Annotated in this window: 17 protein-coding genes; 3 read left to right on the forward strand and 14 right to left on the reverse strand. The window is 42.9% G+C overall.

The features are described from left to right. Positions 1–171: 171 nt before the first annotated feature. From ACQKCP_RS08680 to ACQKCP_RS08725, 10 genes are all read right to left on the reverse strand, one after another. The gene (locus ACQKCP_RS08680) at positions 172–1,404 is read right to left on the reverse strand and encodes a CynX/NimT family MFS transporter (protein ID WP_427612021.1); all 1,233 of its coding nucleotides are present in this window, start codon (positions 1,402–1,404) and stop codon (positions 172–174) included. A 396-nt stretch (positions 1,405–1,800) separates the two neighbouring features. Continuing rightward, positions 1,801–2,046 (reverse strand): (Na+)-NQR maturation NqrM, encoded by a 246-nt coding sequence (gene nqrM / locus ACQKCP_RS08685; RefSeq protein WP_057762175.1) that lies wholly within the window; start codon positions 2,044–2,046, stop codon positions 1,801–1,803. 200 nt (positions 2,047–2,246) lie between these two features. Beyond that, a complete protein-coding gene (locus ACQKCP_RS08690; RefSeq protein WP_427612022.1) occupies positions 2,247–3,401 on the reverse strand; it encodes an FAD:protein FMN transferase in 1,155 nt (384 codons plus the stop codon). Between the two features lie 123 nt (positions 3,402–3,524). Then, positions 3,525–4,325 carry an SDR family NAD(P)-dependent oxidoreductase gene (locus ACQKCP_RS08695; protein WP_427612023.1) on the reverse strand — a complete coding sequence of 267 codons (801 nt, stop codon included), beginning with the start codon at positions 4,323–4,325 and terminating at the stop codon, positions 3,525–3,527. 175 nt (positions 4,326–4,500) lie between these two features. Then, entirely contained in the window at positions 4,501–5,736 is a 1,236-nt protein-coding gene (nqrF, locus tag ACQKCP_RS08700; RefSeq protein ID WP_102078341.1) for an NADH:ubiquinone reductase (Na(+)-transporting) subunit F, read from the reverse strand. Positions 5,737–5,858: 122 nt separating this feature from the next. Continuing rightward, positions 5,859–6,467, reverse strand: a complete 609-nt coding sequence (gene nqrE / locus ACQKCP_RS08705; protein ID WP_057762170.1) for an NADH:ubiquinone reductase (Na(+)-transporting) subunit E — start codon at positions 6,465–6,467, stop codon at positions 5,859–5,861. Continuing rightward, complete coding sequence (locus ACQKCP_RS08710) at positions 6,467–7,138, reverse strand: NADH:ubiquinone reductase (Na(+)-transporting) subunit D (RefSeq protein ID WP_057762168.1); 672 nt, start codon at positions 7,136–7,138, stop codon at positions 6,467–6,469. Before ACQKCP_RS08710 ends, nqrE begins: the two co-directional genes overlap by 1 nt. Before the next feature lies 1 nt (position 7,139). Continuing rightward, positions 7,140–8,042, reverse strand: a complete 903-nt coding sequence (locus ACQKCP_RS08715) for a Na(+)-translocating NADH-quinone reductase subunit C (protein ID WP_057762167.1) — start codon at positions 8,040–8,042, stop codon at positions 7,140–7,142. Further along, a complete protein-coding gene (locus ACQKCP_RS08720) occupies positions 8,023–9,258 on the reverse strand; it encodes an NADH:ubiquinone reductase (Na(+)-transporting) subunit B (RefSeq protein WP_057762164.1) in 1,236 nt (411 codons plus the stop codon). Before ACQKCP_RS08720 ends, ACQKCP_RS08715 begins: the two co-directional genes overlap by 20 nt. 5 nt (positions 9,259–9,263) lie before the next feature. Beyond that, the gene (locus ACQKCP_RS08725) at positions 9,264–10,616 is read right to left on the reverse strand and encodes a Na(+)-translocating NADH-quinone reductase subunit A (protein WP_101204726.1); all 1,353 of its coding nucleotides are present in this window, start codon (positions 10,614–10,616) and stop codon (positions 9,264–9,266) included. A gap of 1,096 nt (positions 10,617–11,712) precedes the next feature. On the opposite strand from ACQKCP_RS08725, the gene hisA reads away from it, so the two are divergent. From hisA to ACQKCP_RS08740, 3 genes are all read left to right on the forward strand, one after another. Next, positions 11,713–12,450 (forward strand): 1-(5-phosphoribosyl)-5-[(5-phosphoribosylamino)methylideneamino]imidazole-4-carboxamide isomerase, encoded by a 738-nt coding sequence (hisA, locus tag ACQKCP_RS08730; RefSeq protein ID WP_102091064.1) that lies wholly within the window; start codon positions 11,713–11,715, stop codon positions 12,448–12,450. Between the two features lie 69 nt (positions 12,451–12,519). Then, positions 12,520–14,193: a mechanosensitive ion channel domain-containing protein gene (locus ACQKCP_RS08735; RefSeq protein ID WP_427612024.1), complete on the forward strand. Its 1,674-nt coding sequence runs from the start codon at positions 12,520–12,522 to the stop codon at positions 14,191–14,193. Positions 14,194–14,274: 81 nt separating this feature from the next. Continuing rightward, on the forward strand, positions 14,275–14,556 hold the full coding sequence (locus ACQKCP_RS08740; RefSeq protein ID WP_191114411.1) for a hypothetical protein: 282 nt from the start codon (positions 14,275–14,277) through the stop codon (positions 14,554–14,556). A 108-nt stretch (positions 14,557–14,664) separates the two neighbouring features. Here ACQKCP_RS08740 and rnr read toward each other — a convergent pair whose 3' ends face one another. The 4 genes from rnr to thrS all read right to left on the reverse strand — a co-directional run bounded on the left by rnr (position 14,665) and on the right by thrS (position 21,194). After that, positions 14,665–16,941, reverse strand: coding sequence for a ribonuclease R (gene rnr / locus ACQKCP_RS08745; RefSeq protein ID WP_427612025.1), 2,277 nt, complete (start codon positions 16,939–16,941; stop codon positions 14,665–14,667). Between the two features lie 139 nt (positions 16,942–17,080). Next, positions 17,081–18,325, reverse strand: a complete 1,245-nt coding sequence (locus ACQKCP_RS08750) for a toxic anion resistance protein (RefSeq protein ID WP_427612026.1) — start codon at positions 18,323–18,325, stop codon at positions 17,081–17,083. Between the two features lie 407 nt (positions 18,326–18,732). Beyond that, a complete protein-coding gene (gene infC / locus ACQKCP_RS08755; protein WP_057762155.1) occupies positions 18,733–19,236 on the reverse strand; it encodes a translation initiation factor IF-3 in 504 nt (167 codons plus the stop codon). 23 nt (positions 19,237–19,259) lie between these two features. After that, on the reverse strand, positions 19,260–21,194 hold the full coding sequence (thrS, locus tag ACQKCP_RS08760; protein ID WP_057762153.1) for a threonine--tRNA ligase: 1,935 nt from the start codon (positions 21,192–21,194) through the stop codon (positions 19,260–19,262). Positions 21,195–22,045 lie beyond the last annotated feature (851 nt).

Genomic DNA, 22,045 nt, shown 5'->3' on the forward strand with positions numbered 1-22,045 from the left:
TATATTGAGTATCCAGCTTATATTAAGTATCTAAGTTATATTGAACTGACTATAGCAAAATAAGACAGTGACCTATATTGCCCTAAGGTTAATTTAAGGCTGCTTTATTGCGCGTTAGCAATCATAGCCTTGTAGACCACAAAAACCGATAGAAATGAAAGCTGATAGCAGTTAAATATATTTGCCATCGACCATCACTGGACGACTAACAAGCCAAGCAATCACGACGTTGACAATCATCAGTATCAGCATAATAAAAAGCGGCATACTCCAGCTACCAGTCATTTCATGCAGCCAGCCTGTACCCAACGGGCCAAAAAACGCAATAACATAACCAACTGCTTGAGCCATGCCAGACAGCTCACTTGCCTGATTGGTCGTATAAGTACGCATAGAGAACAGCATCATGCTCAAGGTGAAAATCGCCGAACAGCCCATGCCCATCATGCCTGACCATAGCCATGCCAAATCAGTCGATAGATAGCTGACGCCCAATATACCAACGACATTTAGCACAGCGGCGAACACTGCTAACGCTTGAATAGGGCGACCGCGATTGACTAGCCAAGTTAAGCTTAAGATAGAAACCGGTGCCATAAACTGAAATACAGAGCCCATTTGTCCAGCACTGACGGCAGATAACCCTTTACTCACCCAAATCGATGGTAAAAAACTGGCAACGGTATAAAACAATAATGACTGCAATCCCATAAAAATAGCAATCTGCCACGCAAAAGTGGTTCGCCACATAGAGATATCAGAAGAACCTAAGGCCGCAGGGATAACCGCTTGATGATTGGATGAACCCAAACGTACACGTAAGAACAGCCAAATAACAAAGGCAAAAACACCTAAAATCGTCCAACCACCTAATGCCCACTGCCAACCAACTTGCTCCGATAGCGGTAATACGACGCCTGCGACGATACCTGCTGCTGTGGTCATCGTTAAACTAAACAACCCTGTAATCAGCGGAATATGTTGCGGGGTACGCTGCTTAATAACAGGTGCTGCCAAAGTATTAGCGAAACCAATGGCGAGGGTAAGCAACAAAGTACCAATTAAAAACCCACTCCACGTCGGGATAGCGGTACGAATAATCATCCCTACCGTTAATAGCCCAATCATAGAAATCAGTGTGTTTTCTAGCCCGAATCGCTTACCAATTGCTGGAGAAATCAGCGCACCAACGGCAAAACTCAGCATAGGCACTGCTCCTAGCCAACCTATCTGAAACTCAGAGATATCAAGCGCGTCTTTTACCACTGGGGCGATAGAACCTAGCGCGACGATAGGTGCACGCATATTGGTGGCTAGCAGAATCATGGCACACAGTACCAACCAAAAGGTAAAGCGCGAGGAGGGCAGGCTAGATGAAGCAGATAGATTGGACGAGGTAGACATAGCAGCACAACGATGACAGCGAAAAAGAACACGTTATTAAACAGCGCCAAGAAATTGCCGCTTATAAAATAACACCAGAGAGCATTTACTCAGACACGTACCTAGACGGTAATCGATATCGTAAATTAGACCGAAAAATATATGTAGCGCGTAAGACATACAATTTGCTTAACTGACTTTGCTAAATTGGCAGGCAGGTTAGTCAAGATATATGTGTGGTTACTTCGAGTTACGGCTTTAGAACAATGATAATAAGAGATGGCGGTAATGACGAATCTTAAATAAGCATTCTTATCGCACAATAAAAATAGCGCCAAGTCACTTTTGAATGACTTGACGCTATTATAAGAACATATGTCAGGTAAATGCTACCAGCGTATGGTAACCAATAGGCTATTAAACTGATTTACCCAATTGAGCAGCTCTTAATGCATTCTCTTGTTGTTCAGCGATTAGTGAATCGCACTTATTAGGATCATTACCACAAAACGAGCAATTTTCGTCGCCCATCAATTTGGCAACACCGCCACAAGATCCTCTAAGCGGCTTTTTTTTGACCATATAACCGACGCCCATAAAAATGAAGAATAGGACAAATACGGTGAAAGTAATGGCAAGCATAGGAAGCAGTTGGCTAAGCATAGAGGAAACCTCATTTTAAAAAATAGGGCAGTTATTAGTAGTGCTGTCTAAGTTCATGACAGCTAAGCACCGTTAATAACAACTGTATAATAGTATAGCAAATTTTAGTGCGGCTCGTTGTGCGTTAACGTATTCTCTTGTTTCACATCTATCATTTACCAGTGACTTCTAGAGTGTGCCATCTAGAGTTTGGAGAACGTTTAGAGTTTTTTATCAGCACGTAACGCCTTCATCGCTGGTGTCTGTACCACCTGCCAGTCGTCAATATCATCGTCAGCAGCTTCGTTAGACATATCGTCAGAACTCTTTGCTTTTACATCGTCAGCTAGTACCACGAACATGGCCGCCAGATTTTGCGTTTTAGCGAGGTCTAGTGCTTTGTGATAAGGCATCGCGGTAAGGGCGGTTGCCCACGCATCCGCCAATGCAACCGAATCCGCTGCGACAGTGACTGAAGGTGCGCCGCCTGCAATAGGGTTACCCGTTGTCGGGTCGATAGTATGGCTATAGCGTTTGCCATCGAATATGACGGAGTTACGATAGTTACCAGAGGTCGCTAGATGCATTTGGCTAGCTGTATTTTTTGGTTGGCGAATAGCAGATATGGTTTGACGTTCGCTGACAGTACTGCCTTCAATAGGAGCGTCAATCGCAATTTGCCATGGCTGCTGCTGGTTATTCACACCAGAGGTGGCAATCTCACCGCCGATCTCAACCATATAATTACGAATTTGATAATCATCTCTCAACACGTCAGCGATGACATCGACGCCATAACCTTTGGCTACAGCAGAAAAGTCTAAACCAACGCCGTCTTTGGTTTTATAGATGGTATCTTCTTTCTTTATGATGCTCTCAAAATCGACCAATGCTTTGGCTTGCGCAATCTCAACGGCAGTTGGGGGGCTTTGTAGGCGCTCGACTGTCATGGTACTTCCAAAGCCCCACGTATTTACGAGTGGCATAACGGTAGGATCAAAAGCGCCGCCAGATTGCTGGTAGACAATTTGCGACACATCGAGCACACGACTAAAATCAGCATCGATAGTGATAGGTTTGTCTTTGCCCAAACGATTGAATGTAGATATCGTTGAGTCGTTTTGATAAGTAGACATACTATCGTTAATTTGTTTTAGGCGCTCGTCTACCGCAGCTTGTATGGCAGCTTCGTCCGCATCATCAGGCAACTGATAGCTAATATGGTAGCTCGTCCCCATCGTCTCACCGATCAGATAGTTATAGTCTGGGGTTTGCTGGCAAGCGCTGAGCCCTAAAGTACTAGCAAGGCTGACGACGCTTACTAAGGTAAAGTGCAGAGGTTTTTTGGGAGATAAGCTGATTATAGTGTTTTTCATAATATTTTCGGTATGGCGTAGAAATGAGTAGGGTGTAAAACAAGCCACGCCTATTTTACACCCCTTGAACCCCAAAATACTAATGAAGGCACCATTCAGCGACAATTCGTTCGGTTAAGTAGCTTATTTCACTTGTGACTCACGTATGAGTTTATAGAGTTTTGGCGGAGAGACGCGGTTGACTCGTGTGGCCAGTTTTTCTTTGCGACCAGCGACGATAATATATTCCTCTCCCTTGGTGAGCGCCTTCACGACTTGTTTAGCAAACTCAGTCGCAGTCAGACCGTTATTGGTTGCCTCATCCATCGTACCTTGTGCGCTACCGTCGCCAGTCAACGCATTAATAGAGATATTAGTCTGGATAAACCCGGGGAATATCGTGGCTACTTCGATACCTTGGTCATGTAGCTCAGCTCGCAAACTGTTTGCCCACATATGCAGCGCTGCCTTGGCTGCCCCATAAGCACCGCGATATTGTGTACCCAATAGGCCTGCCACACTCGAGACCATCACGACTTTGCCGCCGCCTTGTGCGATCATATCAGGCAACGCAAGTCTAGTAAGACGCGTCTGAGCAAAGTAATCTATTTCCATGATTTGGCGTTCAACTTCTTCAGCCGTGTCCATGATGAGTGAACGCTGACTGATACCAGCATTATTGATGAGCCAGTCGATTTTTTCCGCCTGAGCTTTAGCAGTGTCATAAGCTTCTTTGGCTTGATTGGCATCGCTAATATCAAAAGGAACGACAATATGCTTGTTAGCACGTTTGCAGCTATTTTTGACCACCTCTAACTTATCGCTGTCACGTCCACTTAGAATGATTCTAGCCCCGCGTTTGGCGAAGGCAACGGCTAATGCTTGCCCAATACCGCTAGAAGCACCGGTAATCCAAATGGTTAGATCTTTGTATTTCGTTTTCATAAGAGTCCTTTCTCAATGTTTAGATAGTCCATAATATAGGATAATAAAGCGACTCTACTAGCTAGATTTGTAGCCTACAAAGCCACGACTATATGTAAAAATCACACAAAAAAAGAGCCTCAATTGAGACTCTTTTTATATTCTTAGATTTGTGCTGTCAGATTAATTATCTAACTTAACCACCGAAATCATCAAGCATAATGTTTTCGTCTTCTACGCCCATGCTGTGTAGCATGTCAATTACAGCAGCGTTCATCATCGGTGGCCCACACATGTAGTATTCACAGTCTTCTGGGTTTGGATGATCTTTCAGATAGTTTTCGAGCAATACGTTATGGATAAAGCCTGTTGGACCTTCCCAGTTATCTTCTGGTAATGGGTCAGACAGTGCAACATGCCACTCAAAGTTATCGAATTCTTCTTCTAGCTGATCATAGTCTTCAACGTAGAACATCTCACGAATAGAACGAGCACCATACCAGAAGCTAATCTTACGATCAGTGTTCAGGCGTTTGAGCTGATCAAAGATATGTGAGCGCATTGGAGCCATACCAGCACCACCACCAACAAAGATCATTTCAGCTTCGGTCTTCTTGGCAAAGAATTCACCATAAGGACCTGAAACTGTCACTTTGTCACCAGGTACTAAGCTAAATACCCATGAAGACATTTTGCCTGGTGGAATACCGTCAGGACCACGTGGCGGTGGACTTGCGATACGGATGTTAAATTTGATGAGGCCTTTCTCTTCAGGATAGTTAGCCATTGAGTAAGCACGGATAACAGGCTCATCAACTTTTGAGACATAGTTGAAGATACCGAATTTTTCCCAATCTTCTCTATATTCTTCATCAACCACAAAGTCTTTGTAATGCACTTCATGCGGTGGCGCTTCCAACTGTACATAACCACCAGCGCGGAAGTTTACTTCTTCGCCTTCTGGAATTTTTAGTACCAGCTCTTTAATGAAAGTGGCAACGTTATCGTTAGAGATAACTTCACATTCCCATTTCTGTACATCAAAGAACTCAGGATCAATCTCAATTTTCATGTCTTGCTTAACAGCTACCTGACAAGCTAAGCGCATGTGATTGCGGATTTCACCTTGAGTAAAATAGCCTTCTTCGGTGGGCAAAATAGAACCACCACCTTCAATAACGCGGCAACGACACTGCGCACAAGTACCACCACCACCACAAGCTGAAGATAAAAATATACCTTCGCCCGCTAGCGTTTGTAGTAGTTTGCCGCCAGCTGGTGTCACCACATCATTATCGGGATTATCATTAATATGGATAGTGACATCGCCTGAACTGACCAGTCTTGAGCGCGCCGCCAAAATAATAGCGACAAGGCCCATGATGATCAAGGTAAACATAGCAACGCCACCAATCGCCGTAGCGTAATCCATGGTAGGTATCCTTAATCTATGGGGTAGGGGTGTGGGGGCATAATCTATGCTGTACCCAAACCTCTACCGAATAAATGAATTAAATAAGTCAAATAGCTAATGAAAGCTTTGAGCTTAGCGGTTTAGATGGACATACCACCGAACGACATAAAGCCGAGCGACATAAGACCAACCGTGATAAAAGTAATACCAAGACCACGCAGCGGTGCTGGAATATCTGAATATTTTAGCTTTTCACGGATACCCGCCAATGCTGTAATAGCAAGTGCCCAACCGAAGCCTGCACCCACACCATAGACAACAGATTCACCAAAGTTATAGTCACGCTCAACCATAAATAGTACACCACCCAAGATGGCACAGTTTACGGTGATTAGTGGTAAGAATACCCCAAGTGCGTTATATAGACTCGGTACAAACTTGTCCAAGAACATCTCTAGGATCTGTACGGTGGCTGCAATCAAACCGATATAACTTAGCAATCCTAAGAAGCTCAAGTCGATATCAGGGAAACCTGCCCATGCCAGCGCACCATCTTTTAGGATGAACTGGAATAGTAAATTGTTTAGTGGAACGGTAATTGCCATCACGACAATAACCGCAACACCTAGACCAATCGCTGTAGAGACTTTTTTGGATACGGCCAAAAAAGTACACATGCCTAAGAAGTAGGCAAGCGCCATGTTCTCAATAAAGACTGAGGTTATAAATAAACTAACATAATGTCCCATTAGTGACCGCCTCCATGTGCCATGCCTTTAGACTGCGGCTTCATTACAAACTCAGCTTCTTCAACTTGTTCTGGTTTCCAGATACGGACAACAGCGATGAACAAACCAATGATAAAGAACGCTGATGGTGGTAACAATAATAGACCGTTTGGTATGTACCAACCGCCATCAGTGACTGGCTGTAGAATCGTAATACCGAACCAAGTACCAGCACCCAATAGCTCACGGATAGTTGCAACGAATAGTAATACTGCTGAGTAACCAAGACCGTTACCAATACCGTCTAAAAAGCTTGGGATAGGTGGGTTGCTCATAGCAAATGCTTCAGCACGGCCCATAACGATACAGTTAGTGATAATCAAACCAACGAAAACTGACAAACCTTTACTGACGTCATAAGCCACTGCTTTTAGTACTTGATCAACCAAAATAACCAACGAAGCAATAATCGTCATCTGTACGATGATACGAATGCTTGATGGAATCTGCTTACGGATAATCGAGATAAAGAAGCTTGAAAATGCCGTTACCAAAGTCAATGCCACACACATGACCATAGCGTTAGCCATGCTGGTGGTGACAGCCAATGCCGAACAGATACCAAGGATCTGTAGGGCAATAGGGTTATTATCAAAGATAGGCGTGGTTAAAATGCTTTTAGTGTCAGCCATGTTATGCCTCCTTGCCATTTGCTACTGGTAGCTTGGCTGCCAATTCGGTTTTAGGTTGAGCTGCCGGCTTTGATTGATTTGCTTGCGTATCTGCACCTTCAACCGTTTGGCCGCTCTTTTCGCGTAGCGTATCTAGATAAGGCTTATAACCTTGCTCGCCTAACCAAAACTGAATCATGTTGCTGACGCCGCGGCTAGTCAATGTCGCACCGCTAATGCCATCAACCCAATTCTCTTTTGGGTTACCAGCTTTGGTTACACCAGTGGCAACGTTACCATTCTCGTCATAAGACTCGATACCGCTCCACTTTGCACGCCATTCTGGCTCTTCGATACGAGCGCCAAGGCCTGGGGTTTCTTTATGCTCGTAGAAACTGATACCTTTGATGGTATTCATATCACTTTCGAGCGTTAAGAAACCATAGATAGTGCCCCATAGACCGTAGCCCTGAATTGGCAATACAACCGTTTCTGGCTGACCTGCGTCATCATTTTTGACATAGACTTTGGCATATTTTGGCTTACGACCAATACCAGCAGGATCGTTGTCACCCAAGTCTTCACTTAGAGCTTGGTTCTTTGTCGCTTGACTGGCGTCATAAGCATTACGATCAGGGATGCCAGCAGTTTTTAGCGCATCGTCATCGAGATAAGTACCTTCGTTTAGATCGATGATTTTTACTTCAAAGTCTTTAAAACGTTCGGCGACATCGTCTGCTGTATCAGACTCAGCGTCATACATGTCAGCCGCGACTAAGATGTTTTTGTTACGGTCTAAACGTGCGTTTTCGACTTGCGCAGGCTTTAGACCAACAGCCACTGCTGAAACCAACACTGAACACACCAAGCATAGCGTCAAAGCCACACTGATGGTTTTCGCGTTATTACTTTTGGGCTTGGACATAGCGAACCCTCCGAGCGGTTTGGCGTTTGATATTTGCTTGAGTCACAAAGTAATCAAACAATGGAGCAAATAAGTTGGCGAATAGAATGGCCAGCATGATGCCTTCTGGGAAAGCAGGGTTGATGACACGAATCAATACGGTCATAAAACCAATCAAGATACCGTAAGCCCAGCGGCCTTTGTTTGTATGTGCAGCTGATACTGGATCGGTTGCCATAAATACAGCACCGAAAGCAAAGCCACCGATAACTAAGTGCCAGTAGAACGGCAAGCTCATCATCATGTTGTCTTCAGAGCCAATCATGTTGAATACAAGAGACGTAGCAATCAGACCGACCACACAACCTGCCATAATGCGCCAAGAAGCGATACGCGTCCATAGCAACACTGCAGCGCCCATTAGGATAGCTAGCGTCGATACTTCACCGATACTACCTTGCATATTACCTAAGAATGCATCACTCCACGTGATCGCATTACCATAGACATCGACGAAGTCCTGAGGAACCACACCAAGGGCTGCAAGGCCAAGAGGCGTCGCACCTGAGAAACCGTCTACTGCTGTCCACACTGAGTCACCAGACATATAGGCTGGATAAGCAAAGTATAAGAATGCACGACCCGATAGGGCAGGGTTAAGGAAGTTTTTACCAGTACCACCGAACACTTCTTTTGCGACAACTACACCAAAGATAATACCTAGGGCAACTTGCCATAAAGGAATATCAGGTGGTAGACATAATGCAAATAGAACTGAAGTCACAAAGAAACCTTCGTTAACTTCGTGTCCACGGACGACAGCAAAGATAATCTCACAGAGAATACCTACCGCAAACGTCACGATGTAAATAGGCAAAAACTGCATCGCACCATAGACGAAGCTTGCCCAGATACTGTCTGGATTATAGCCTGCCATGCTAGTGATAACAGTACGCCAGCCTTCAGGCTGCAAGCCAAGCTGAGCGATAGCGGTCAGTGCTTGATGACCAATGTTGTACATACCCCAAAACATCGCTGGGAAGGTACATAGCCATACGGTAATCATAATACGTTTTAGGTCAATCCCGTCACGTACATGCGATGACGCATATGTGGTTGAGCTTGGTTGACGTAAGAACGTATCAAACATCTCAAAAATAGCGTAGTACTTTTCGTGTTTGCCGCCTTTGGTGAAAGATGGCTCCATACGATCGAACATATTGTGTAAAAATTTCATCGTGGTTAGCCCTCCAGCTCAATGCGCGTTAAGTTATCACGCAAAATATCACCGAATTCATATTTGCCAGGAGATACAAAGGTGCATAGTGCCAAATCTTCTTCGTCCAGTTCAAGCACACCCAAATCTACGGCACTAATGATGTCTTCGACAATCAATGCACGTAGTAATTGAGTTGGTAGGTAATCTTGTGGCATGACTTCTTCATAGACACCGATTGGTACCATCGCTCGCGGTGAGCCGTTACTTGTCGTAGTAAAGTCGTACTTTTTGCCACCAAAGAACTGCGAAATATAGATAGGCAGTTTTGAGAAGCGGTTTTTACCTGGAGTAAAGAAATGGAACGCAGGACGCTCACGGCCTTCAGTCAACACGCTAATCTGATTGTGAAAACGGCCCAGATAGGCAATGTTTTCAAACACTTTGCGACCAGACAATACTGAACCTGAAATGATACGGTTCTCGCCAGCAGCCAGTTTACCTTTGGTTAATGCAGTAATATCAGCACCACGTTCAGTCATAACCAACTGCGGGTTAGTGACAGCAGGACCTGCTAAGCTCACCATGCGGCGCGTATATAGACGACCTGTCGTAAACAATTTACCGATGGCAATCACGTCTTGATAACCAATCGTCCATACGGTCACACCGCGGCTGATAGGATGCAAGAAATGAATGTGCGTACCAGCAAGACCAGCTGGATGCTTACCAGCAAAACCATGATACTCAGTGACGTTATTCGCTGCAGTTTTTGCAACTGGCGTCAGTTGGGTATCGCCGTGATGGCAGACAAAGGTCTTTGGACTAAGCGTAGATAATACAGCAAGTCCATCATTGAACGCTTGTAGCTGCTCATTGATCACAAGCATCGGGTCAAAGGCAAGTGGATTGGTATCCATTGCTGTGACAAAGATAGCATGTGGACGAGCGCCGATTTCGGGTGCGCGGCTATAAGGACGCGTACGGAACGCCGTCCATTCGCCAGAGGCAATCAGTTGGGTTTCAACGACTTCAGAGTCTAGGTCAGCAAGCTGCTGTGAGTCATAGCGCTCAAAGTCTACTTCTTCACCATTGGGGTCGACCGCAATCACAAGACTCTCAAACACTCGACGTTCGCCACGTTTAACAGCGACGACCTTACCGGCAGCAGGGGCAGTGTAGATCACGCCAACACGTTTTTTGTCTTCATAAACGGGCTGACCTTTGGCTACAATGTCACCTTCTTTGACATTCATAGTGGGCTTCATGCCCACATAATCATAGCCAACAAGTGCTACATGTGTCGGTTGGTGCTCAGATATCTCGCGGGAGGGTTCACCAGTGATGGGCAAATCCAAACCTTTTTTGATGGTAATCATAAGCGAAAACTTAGTCCATAGTCTAAAACGATACCAGACGTCCTGTTTGGTATATCGGTAGCATGAACGTTTGTATCACTCAATAAAGCCTTCAATCGTCTATTTCCTTTATAGTGAAATAGGGATGAAAGCTCTGTGAAGACAATACATGATCATAACTACTAGTAAGAGTATTAACGCTGACCTTAGACTCCTTAACAACACGTTAATGTCTTATTCGAATTACCAAAGTGGCGACTGGCTACCAAGGTGTATGCTAAAACCGTTTCATCGAAATCAATCGCTACAGCACATGGCTAAAAGAGACTGGTTTAAATACAAATGGCTTTATCACACGTTTCATTGAAATTTAAAACTTGTAACACCAGTATGTTTGACCATCTCTCGTTCACTAATACCGTTTACAGATATTCGATAGAATAAGAGTGTGGCCAAATAACGATCTATTAAGGTAGATGATATACTGGTTAAAAGACAAACTAGCTAAGCAACTGATAAGCAAACTTCACTTATTATAAGCTGCTATAGTTTTAATCGTAACGGTTTTAATATAGTTAGCTAGTGATAGGGACTTGCAAGACATCTAATTGAGGTTAAATACCGCAGAATCGATGGTTTAGAGACTATTGGTTGAGATTTTTTCAGATAGTCCTTTTTAGCAATTTCTTGGCCAATATTTTATTGGCGTATTGAGCGATTGCTCGATCCATCCTGATTACCATGCTGTATTAGTGAGTTGTAACAACTCAACAAAAAGCGTAACACATGGTTACTATCACATAGAAACAAATAAAAATTTACCTAGGATTATACGCTAAATTGACCTAAAATTGCCAGTCAGTAATAGAATTTAAAGATTGTTGGTAGTGATTCTACGTACTAAAACTTATGGTTATGATTGTCTAGTTTCTGTCTTTCTTATTTATATTCAAACAGATTGCTAACTTAGCAGTATCTTGGTTTTCGATCTGTCCATAATTTATGCTACTTTTAAGCAGCGTTTTCTCTCGTTATTTGATGCTTCGATAACGTTTCATTCTCAAAATTTTAATTTACTAAATTTATTGCCAATCTTGTGCTTTATAAGGAATGCTATATGTGTGCTGTGCCCGTCATTATCCCGGCTATTGATTTAAAAGATGGTAAGTGTGTACGTTTAAAACAAGGCCGTATGGAAGATGATACGGTGTTCTCTGATGACCCAGTTGCTATGGCAGCGCGTTGGGTAGATGAAGGCGCGCGTCGCTTACATTTGGTCGATTTGAATGGTGCTTTTGATGGCGTGCCAGTACATAGACAAGTGGTCAACGATATTACCAAAGCCTACCCGAACCTGCCTATTCAATTGGGCGGCGGTGTACGCAACATGAACACCATCGAGCAGTATATTACCGCAGGTTTGACGTATATTATTATCGGTACAAAAGCCGTTGAAGATCCTGATTTTGTCGCGGAAGCTTGTCGCGAATTTGCAGGGCATATCATCGTCGGTATCGATGCCAAAGATGGTATGGTAGCCACTCATGGCTGGGCAAACGTGACAGATACCAAAGCGACCGAGCTTGCTAAGCGCTTTGCAGATGTAGGTGTGTCTTCAATCGTTTATACTGATATTGCCCGCGATGGCATGATGCAAGGCGTTAACGTCGAACAAACCGTTAATTTGGCGCGTGAAGGCGGATTACCTGTGATTGCATCAGGTGGCGTTACCGATATGAAAGATATTGAGCTGTTAAAGCCTTATGGTGATTGTATCGAAGGTATCATCACTGGTCGTGCTATCTACGAAGGCACGCTGAACTTAAGCGAAGCACAGCTTTATTTGGATAGCTAAATAAAGCCAAGCAGCTAATTATCAGCAATCAGCTAAGCGAGAAAAATCCGTAAAAAATAAAGGATGCTTATGGCCACTTACATTGACCGTCCAATAATACGCAGTTTTATAAAAGCGTGGGGTCAAATGGTGTTGCTACTAAGCATCCTTTTTGCGTTCTCAGCGCATGCTGCCAGTGAAGAAATTTCTGGTATCGCAGCAGCGCTAGGTATAGAGACAACTGAAGGTGTAGAGACGACAGAGGAAAGCGTATCTAACGATAATTCTGCCACATCAGAAAATGAGGCATCGAAAGTTGAAACCACAGAACCTGACAGCTCATTGCCAACGCCTGCTCCACCGCCAGTAATCAGTGGCGAAAGCACTAATAATGCTCAAATTGAAACCACACCCACACCGCAAAAAGACAACGATATTCGTCAACGTATCAGCGGTATTTTCTCTGAAATCGAAGGCTTACAAGCCGTCAACGTTAGTGTCACCCAAGGGGTTGTTACCCTAACGGGAGAAACAGCCAACGAAAAAAAAGCACAACAAGCTATCAACTTAACCAACCGACTAACAGATGTCGTCACTGTAGAAGACAGAATTAACCGTACACTAGATGTTCAAGAGAATGTCTCAACGGTCTATCAAGGTTTAAAAGCGCAGGTGACCAACCTAGTTAAGGCGCTACCACTCCTATTAGTTGGCATCGTTATATTTGCCTTGGTAGCATGGTTTGGCAGTTGGTTATCTAATCGCAAAAAAATGTGGCAACGTCTAACACCCAATCCATTTGTCGCTGAGCTGCTGTCACAAACGGTCAAAGTCATCTTTATTATCTTTGGTCTGATTCTAGGGCTAAGTCTGATAGGTGCAGAGACTATTTTAGGTACATTGCTTGGTGGGGCAGGTGTCATTGGTATTGCGGTTGGTTTCGCAGTCAAAGATACCATTGAAAATTATATCGCTTCACTAATGCTGAGCATTCGCCAACCTTTTCGTGCTCGTGACCATATCGTGATTAATGGACAAGAGGGCATCGTGGTTCGCTTGACCTCGCGCGCGACGATACTGATGACACTGGATGGTAATCAGCTGCGCATTCCTAATGCTGAAGTCTTTAAAGGTACGATATTAAATTACACCAAAAACCCTGAGCGCCGATTTACTTTTGCATTGGGCGTTGATGCCAATGATGATCCATTAGCAGCAATCAAAGTCGGATTGGATGCGATACATACGCTGGCGTTTGTGTTGAATGAACCAAAGGCGATTGCGGTTATTACCAATGTGGGTGATTCTAATATTGTTTTGGAATTTCAGGTTTGGGTAGATCAATCAGAGACTGACTTTGCTAAAGCACGCAGTATCGCCATTCGTGAGACCAAGCACGCACTAGAAGATAAAGGCTTTAGCTTACCTGAGCCTATCTATCGTCTGCGCTTTAACAACAAGTTAGAAAAAGCCTTTGAACACATGCAAAGCAGTGCCAACAATGCTAATAATGTTCAATCTGATATAACGATTACGCCGTCGATTCCTGAACCTGCTGAAACAAATCAGGTCAGCGGGAGTCATACGGATGACCAAAATAAAAAACAAGCCAAGGCTCGAGCCAAAACCATTTTACAAGGTCGCAGTGCTAATGAGGTTCTCGATGCCCGTCCTGACGATAAGCTGATGGAAAAGGTTGAGCAAGAGATTGCTCAAAGCTCAGATGAGACTGATTTATTGAATAATAATAGCCCGCAAGAATAGGTACTAGACGTTAAATAAGATTTAGGCATAAAAAGTGCAACAGAATCTATATTTGGTGGTTATTCAAATACGGGGCTTTTTATGGAAATGAAACACGTTATTATCTTTGCAATAATTGGTATTGTGGCATTGCTTGGCTTTAACATTATCAATGGCAATAGTCGCGAACAAAATAGAGAGATTGCAACCAGTAGTGTAGCGGCTGAACAGCCTGATTCTACAGTAGCTACCTCCGATACAGATATTACTAGCCAGCCACTTAGTCAACAGCCGAAAGCTATCGTAGATAGTGCTACTAGCAAAATTGATCAAGCACAGCAAGCCGAGCAAGACCGTGTAGAGCAATTGGACGATGCGCAATAAGTAGCTATGCTATCTACAATTGAAAAGTACACAACATAAAAAAGGCTAACGATTACGTTAGCCTTTTTTATTGTATTACAACACCAGTATCTAAGTATCAGTCTCAGCTTAGCTTTTTTTGGCAGCGCCTCTGCGGTTACTGCTTCTTTTCGCCGGAGCTTTCTTAGGCTGCTCTTTCTTCGGTTGACCTTTTTTGCTTTGGTTCATTGCACTAGATTGCAATTTAGCCTTCAAATCAAAATCAATCTGTAGCAGGTCCATATTGACACCCGCAACCTTAACTTTAACCGAATCGCCCAGTCCAAATAGTGTGCCTTTATCTTTACCGATAAGCTGCTGTTGCTGTTCATCGTAGACAAAGAAGTCATCGCCAACGTTGGAGATATGAACCAAACCATCGATATATAAGTCAGTCAATGTGACGAATAGACCAAAGCTAGTAACCGTAGTCACAACGCCTTCGAACTCTTCCCCAACATGATCGGTCATATAGTGACACTTGAGCCAAGATTCTACATAACGTGATGCTTTTTCTGCACGGCGTTCTGTATCTGATGTTTGTGTACCAGCACCTTCCAGAGAAAAGTCCATAACAGGTTGCTGGCTATTGGTGACTTTTGCCTTAATTGCACGATGCAGCATCAAATCTGGATAACGGCGAATCGGCGAGGTAAAGTGGCTATATTCGTCATATGCTAAGCCAAAGTGACCAATATTGTCAGGTGCATAGTTTGCTTGCATCATTGAACGCAGCAGCATGCTATGAATACTGATGGCATCTGGTCTATCTTTAGTCGCTTCGATAATGCGTTGATAATCCGCTTGAGTTGGGTTCTCTTCTGGGAATGGTAAACCAAAGTTTTTTGCATATTCATGAATACGCATCGACTTCTCATTATCAGGCTTATCATGGTTACGATACAAAACTGGTAACTCATGCTTAAGCGCGAAGTTTGCAGCACAAGTATTAGCAAGCAGCATACACTCTTCAATTAGTTTCTGAGAGTCGCCACGAGTACGTGGTAAAATCGCTTCGATTCCGCCTTTCTCGTTGAACTTGATATACGTCTCAACCGTTTCAAATTCCATTGCATGACGTTCTTCACGCTTTTTAAGCAGTAGCTCATACAATTGATGTAACGTATCAACAGATTTTTTAACGTCTTTATTACCTGTTAATGATTTAGGTAATCTCTTATCATTCGGGTTCACAAGATAATCATTTACTTGATTATAAGTTAGACGGGCTTGTGAGTGCATCACTGACGGATAGAACTCATATCCAGTCACTTTACCGGCACGCGATATCTTGATATCAGCAACCATACATAAGCGATTTAGATTAGGGTTCAGTGAACACAGACCGTTAGATAACACTTCAGGCAACATCGGAATCACGCGATGCGGGAAATATACTGAAGTACCACGCTCATAGGCATCTTGGTCAAGTGGTGAATTCGGTGTCACATAATAGCTGACATCCGCAATCGCAACCACGACACGGTAGTTACCACCAGAACGCTTTTCAGCGAATACAGCATCGTCAAAGTCACGAGCATCTTCACCGTCGATAGTGACAAGCGGTAGATGACGTATGTCTGTGCGACCTTTTATATCTTTTTCGGTTGGCTCTTGATAGTCATCAGCTTGTTTAAGCGCAGCTTCGCTAAAATCTGATGGAATATCATAGTTGAGCAGGGTAGTCTCAATAATCAATTCACGGTCATTATCATCAGACAGCACTTCAGTGATTTTACCAGTGGCAAATTCATGCTGGTTTGGCCAGTCAATGATATCGACTTTGACAGGAGCACCTTGCTTGATATTTAGAGCCTGAACATTGTCATCAGTAACCGTAATAGGTTGATGATTGTTCGGGCTACCAAGCTCAACACAATAGCCGTCTTCATCACGAGCAAGTGTACCAATAAAGTTGTTTTGACGACGTTCGACAACATCAACGATACGCCCTTCAGTACGTCCACGATTATCTGTCGATGTGCCGACAGCTGCTACCGTATCGCCATTGAATACCCAGCGCATTTGTTTTTCATGTAAAAACAAATCTGGCATGTCACTTAGCACCACAAAACCAAAACCTTTTGGATGGGCAGACACTGTACCTGAGACGATATCTTGCTTAGTTACCGTACGATAGCGATAAGGACGACCATCACGATTCACTTGGCCGTCACGCGCCATTGCTTTTAGGCGATTGCCCAAAGCATCAAACTGATCAGGATCATCAATGTTAAAGGCTTTTGCCAACTGTTGATGCGTGACTTCCCCATGCTCATTAATCGTGTTGAGTATCAGCTCACGACTAGGAATCGGGTTGTCATATTTTTTTGCCTCACTTGAGGCGTTTGGATCATTCCAACTCATAAATTACCGTATCTATTTTTAAAATTATTAATAGTGGCTATCTTAACACGAACGACGTCGCAATATCTTGCGTCAATTGTCTTATGTGTATTAGGTAGCAGGAAGCGGTCAGTTTTCTGGCGACCGCTATAGGGATAAATCAAATATCGATATCGACATTGCTCGATTGGTTAGTGATTTTTTTACTATCCAGCTCTTTTGAGACTTCTAATACCGTAGTCTGATTTGATTTATCCAAGTATTTTTGTGCTTTATCTACTTCCGTGGTCAGTGTATTGACCGTTTGCTTCATATTCTCTAGCGCTTCAATTTTATAATTACTAATCATATCCATAGTGTCATAGACATTATTGAAGGCATTCTGCAGTTTATCAAGCTCAATACTACTGCTAGTCGCCTGTTCGTGAATCTCACCTGACTGACGTTTGAGCATGGCGGAGGTTGATTCAATCAAACTACTGGTGGTTTTGTTCAACGCAGTGATTTGATCCAATACCAATTTCTGATTGGTCATTGCTTGAGCAACGACCACAGCCGTGCGTAATGCAGACACGGTAGTTGTGGTTGCACGATCCACCCCTTTAATCAGCTCTAAGTTATTACGGCGAATGGTATCAAGCGCCAAATAGCCTTGTACATTCACTGCTAACTGAGTTAAAAAGTCAGTGTTTTTTTGACGGACATAGAACAACATCTCTTCTTTAATGATGCGAGCTTTTTCTGGATCTGTTGCTTCTATCGCATAGACCTTTTGCTCAAGTTGCTCATCAATCTTTTTGCCAACGTAGACATACTGGCGAATAGACTGCATCAGCTCCCACATATTGACTTTTTCTTGCTCAATCATCGCATTGTCTTTGAGCAATTCGTCTTTACCATTGTAGAGACTGGTAACGACCGCATTGATGTGTGATTGTGCTGATTCATATTGACGGAAATAATCCTGTACCTTGTTGCCGAACGGAATGAGACCGAACAGCTTGCGCGAGCTGGTCAGTTCTTTTTTGCTCGGATCTAAGTCTTCGACAATCCCGCGTAGTTCTGTCAACGATTTGGCGATAGGGGAATTATCAAATAAGCTGTCATTTAGGCTTTTTGCGGGCAAATCTAACATTCGATTAGAGACTTGTGCAGATTCACGAATCTCTTTGGTACCTAGATTATGAATAGACTGCACGTTCTGTCGAAATTCATCGCTATGCACAGAGTTGGTAATCACATGATCAACAAAAGCATCAACCTTGGCATCGAGCTCAGGAATTTGGCTTTCATCCAATTTGACCATCTGATCTGCTTCACTTTTCTGTATTTCTTTGACAGGTTTGGGTGCTGTTAGAGAAATACTGGGAGTTGTAGCGTTTTCTGGTGGTGTCAATTCTTGCATGAAATATCCTATGATATCGGAGAAAGGAAGTGTTTTTTGTCAACGACTCTGACAGCCGTGATATACATTGTTTTTATTTATACACTTATCTTTTATACATTTATAGATTTGTCTTTAGCTCGTACTAATTTTTATCAAATAATCACTAGTTACTGCTAAATACTGACGAGCAAATATCACTAGACCTTTAGATTACCGTGTAATCAGAAAGTTGAGAAGGTAGATTTTGTAAAATAGCGTCAGTCAATGATGCTAGGCTATTTATGTTCAGCATAGCTATGTTCATTACAGCAGTTTTTGAGTCCAAATAATAAAAAACCATCAATATCCCGCAGCATATTGATGGTTAGAGTTATAAATAGCTATATAGACTAACAGCCACCACTCAAAGCAATCCAATAGACAGATTACTTTTTCTTAGTGGGTCCAAGCAGCATACCCATCTGACGACCTTCCATCTTAGGGTACTGTTCGACGTTTGAGATATCAGCAGTATCTTCAATGATACGATCAAGTTGTTTGCGACCGATATCTTGGTGCGCCATTTCACGTCCGCGGAAACGGATGCTAATTTTAACTTTGTCTTGATCTTCCAAGAAGCTCACGATTTTTCTCAGTTTAACCTGATAATCGGCCTCTTCGGTACTAGGACGTAGCTTCATCTCTTTAAGCTGAGTCTGCTTTTGGTTTTTCTTAGCTTCTTTAGCCTTTTGCTTTTGATCATAGAGGAAATGCTTATAATCCATGATCTTACATACTGGCGGCTTAGCTTCAGGAACTAATTCAACCAAATCTAGATTTTCATCACGTGCCGCTTTCATCGCGGTTGCGATATCAACCACGCCCATTTGCTCGCCATCTTCTTTAACGAGACGGACTTCTTTGACATTGATATCTTCGTTGATGTTCAAACGGTTGGACTGTTTAATAGGTATTACTCCTCATCTGTTTTTGGGGTCTGTCGGCCTTTTTTACTGACAGCGGTCTGTACTAATGTAATAAATTCAGAAACACTCATCACGCCAAGGTTCTCACCTTCGCGAGTTCGGACGTTAACACTGCCCGATTCGACTTCTTTATCCCCTAATACTAGCATATAGGGAATACGTTCTAATGTTTTCTCTCGTATCTTAAATCCAATCTTTTCGTTACGCAAGTCGCTAATAGCGCGCAAACCTGCATTTTTGAGCTCGCTAACCACGTTTTCACATGCATCAGCTTGCTTATCGGTGATATTCATGACCACAACTTGCTGCGGTGCTAGCCATACTGGCATCCAACCGGCATAGTTTTCGATCAAAATACCGATGAAACGCTCAAACGAACCTAAGATTGCACGGTGCAACATAATAGGTACTTCACGATCGTTCTGCTCATTGACGAACTCAGCATCGAGACGCTCAGGCATGTTTGGATCAACCTGAATGGTACCGCACTGCCAAATACGTCCTAAAGAATCCTTTAGACTGAACTCAATCTTTGGACCGTAGAATGCACCTTCGCCAGGTAAGTAATCCCAGTCTAGTCCTGAGCTATCAAGCGCATCTGCTAGCGCTTTTTCTGCAAAGTCCCAAGACTCGTCACTACCAACACGTTTTTCAGGGCGGGTAGACAGTTTCATAATAATATTGTCAAAGCCAAAATCTTCATAGACAGCAAGCGTTAGCTTAATAAAGTCAGCAACTTCTTGTTGAATCTGCGACTGTGTACAGAAGATATGCGCATCATCTTGAGTAAAACCACGTACGCGCATCAAACCATGTAGAGAACCAGATGGCTCATTACGATGACAAGAACCAAACTCAGCCATACGCAGTGGTAAGTCACGGTAAGACTTTAGTCCTTGGTTAAACACTTGCACGTGACAAGGACAGTTCATCGGTTTTACCGCATAATCACGGTTTTCACTAGAAGTCGTGAACATATTGGTCGCATAGTTGCCCCAATGTCCTGAACGCTCCCACAAACTGCGATCAACGATTTGAGGAGTTTTAATCTCTTCATAGCCATTGTCGTATTGTACTTTACGCATATACTGCTCAAGTACTTGATAAATCGTCCAACCATTAGCATGCCAGAACACCATACCTGGCGCTTGCTCTTGCATATGAAATAGGTTTAACGCTTTACCAATTTTACGATGGTCACGTTTTTCTGCTTCTTCAATACGCTGGATATAAGCTTTTAGCTGTTTCTTATCAGCCCACGCAGTACCGTAGATGCGCTGTAACTGCTCGTTTTTTGCATCGCCGCGCCAATAAGCACCTGACATTTTGGTCAGTTTAAATACTTTCAAAAAGCGCGTGTTTGGCACATGCGGGCCACGGCACATATCGACGTATTCTTGATGATGATACAAGCCAAAGGCTTCTTCACCTGGCATATCATTAATAAGTTTTAGCTTATAGTCTTCGTTACGTGATTCAAATATCTCAATCGCTTCGGCACGTGGCGTCATTTTTTTGATAACGTCATAATCTTGCTTGATCAGCTCCATCATGCGTTTTTCAATCGCTTCCATATGCTCAGGCGTAAATGGCGTTTCACTAAAGATATCGTAATAAAAACCATCATCAATAACAGGACCAATGACCATCTTCACATCAGGGTAAAGCTGCTTAACCGCATGACCTAATAGGTGAGCACATGAGTGACGGATAATATCGACACCGTCGTCGTCTTTTGGCGTTACGATTTCAACGTTGGCATCAGCGACGATAGGATCATGTGCATCTACTAGATGACCATTTACACGTCCAGCAACCGTCGCTTTAGCGAGTCCTGTCCCAATACTTTGCGCCACTTCCATGACTGTTGTATGACCTTCAAAGTCTTTTACACTACCATCGGGTAAAGTAATCGCTACCATAATCTATTCGCCTATTATTGGGTCCGTTGGCAGTGATGATTGCAACCATCAATCATATAACCGTGAGACCACATCAATTATATCTAATCATCGTGATATGTTGTGAAAGGGACGCATTACCTAAAGACTTATTATGACTATATATGCTAGAGCTGATGCAAGGCTTAAAGCCAGTTAATCAATAGCATTGCAGCAAAACGCATTTCGCTATAGAAGTAACATAACAGCCAAAATATATAAGTAATGCAGCAAAATACCTATTATAGCAAAAACTGTCTCTCAACACTAGATATCAAGGGATTGCGCGACGACTAATATAAGAGCCATATCTTATGATAGAGGTAGTATTAAATACTGCATTATGTAAGACAATATACTGAAAGCGTCATATAAGCCTGAATAACTTAGCTTGTATATAGTGCTAATTATATGAATATCAACATTCAAAAATATAAGAGGTAATTTGTTTAAGGAAAATACTCAAGAATGACAGAACGAATAGATCCAGTCATAAGGATTAGATAAAGTTTACCTTTACTAAAAATTGTTGAATTAAGTCGTATTGCACACTAGTACTTAAGAAGATAAAGACCCCTAAGTTCATAACCCATTGAAAGAAATACAGATTTATTCATCTCCTAAAATAAGATTAAAAACATTAATAAAACGGGTTGACACAAAAGATAAACCGTCTATAATACGCACCTCATCAAGACGAGCTGGAAGTAGCTAGTGTGTAATTACACATTAATAACTCAGTTAACTTGTTGAAACAAATTAAAAAAAGAAGTTGACAGACTATTAAAACATGATATGATGGTCAGCTCGCTAAATAGGATAAGCCACATTGG

Source organism: Psychrobacter sp. NPDC078631, assembly GCF_050268165.1.
GTDB lineage: Bacteria > Pseudomonadota > Gammaproteobacteria > Pseudomonadales > Moraxellaceae > Psychrobacter.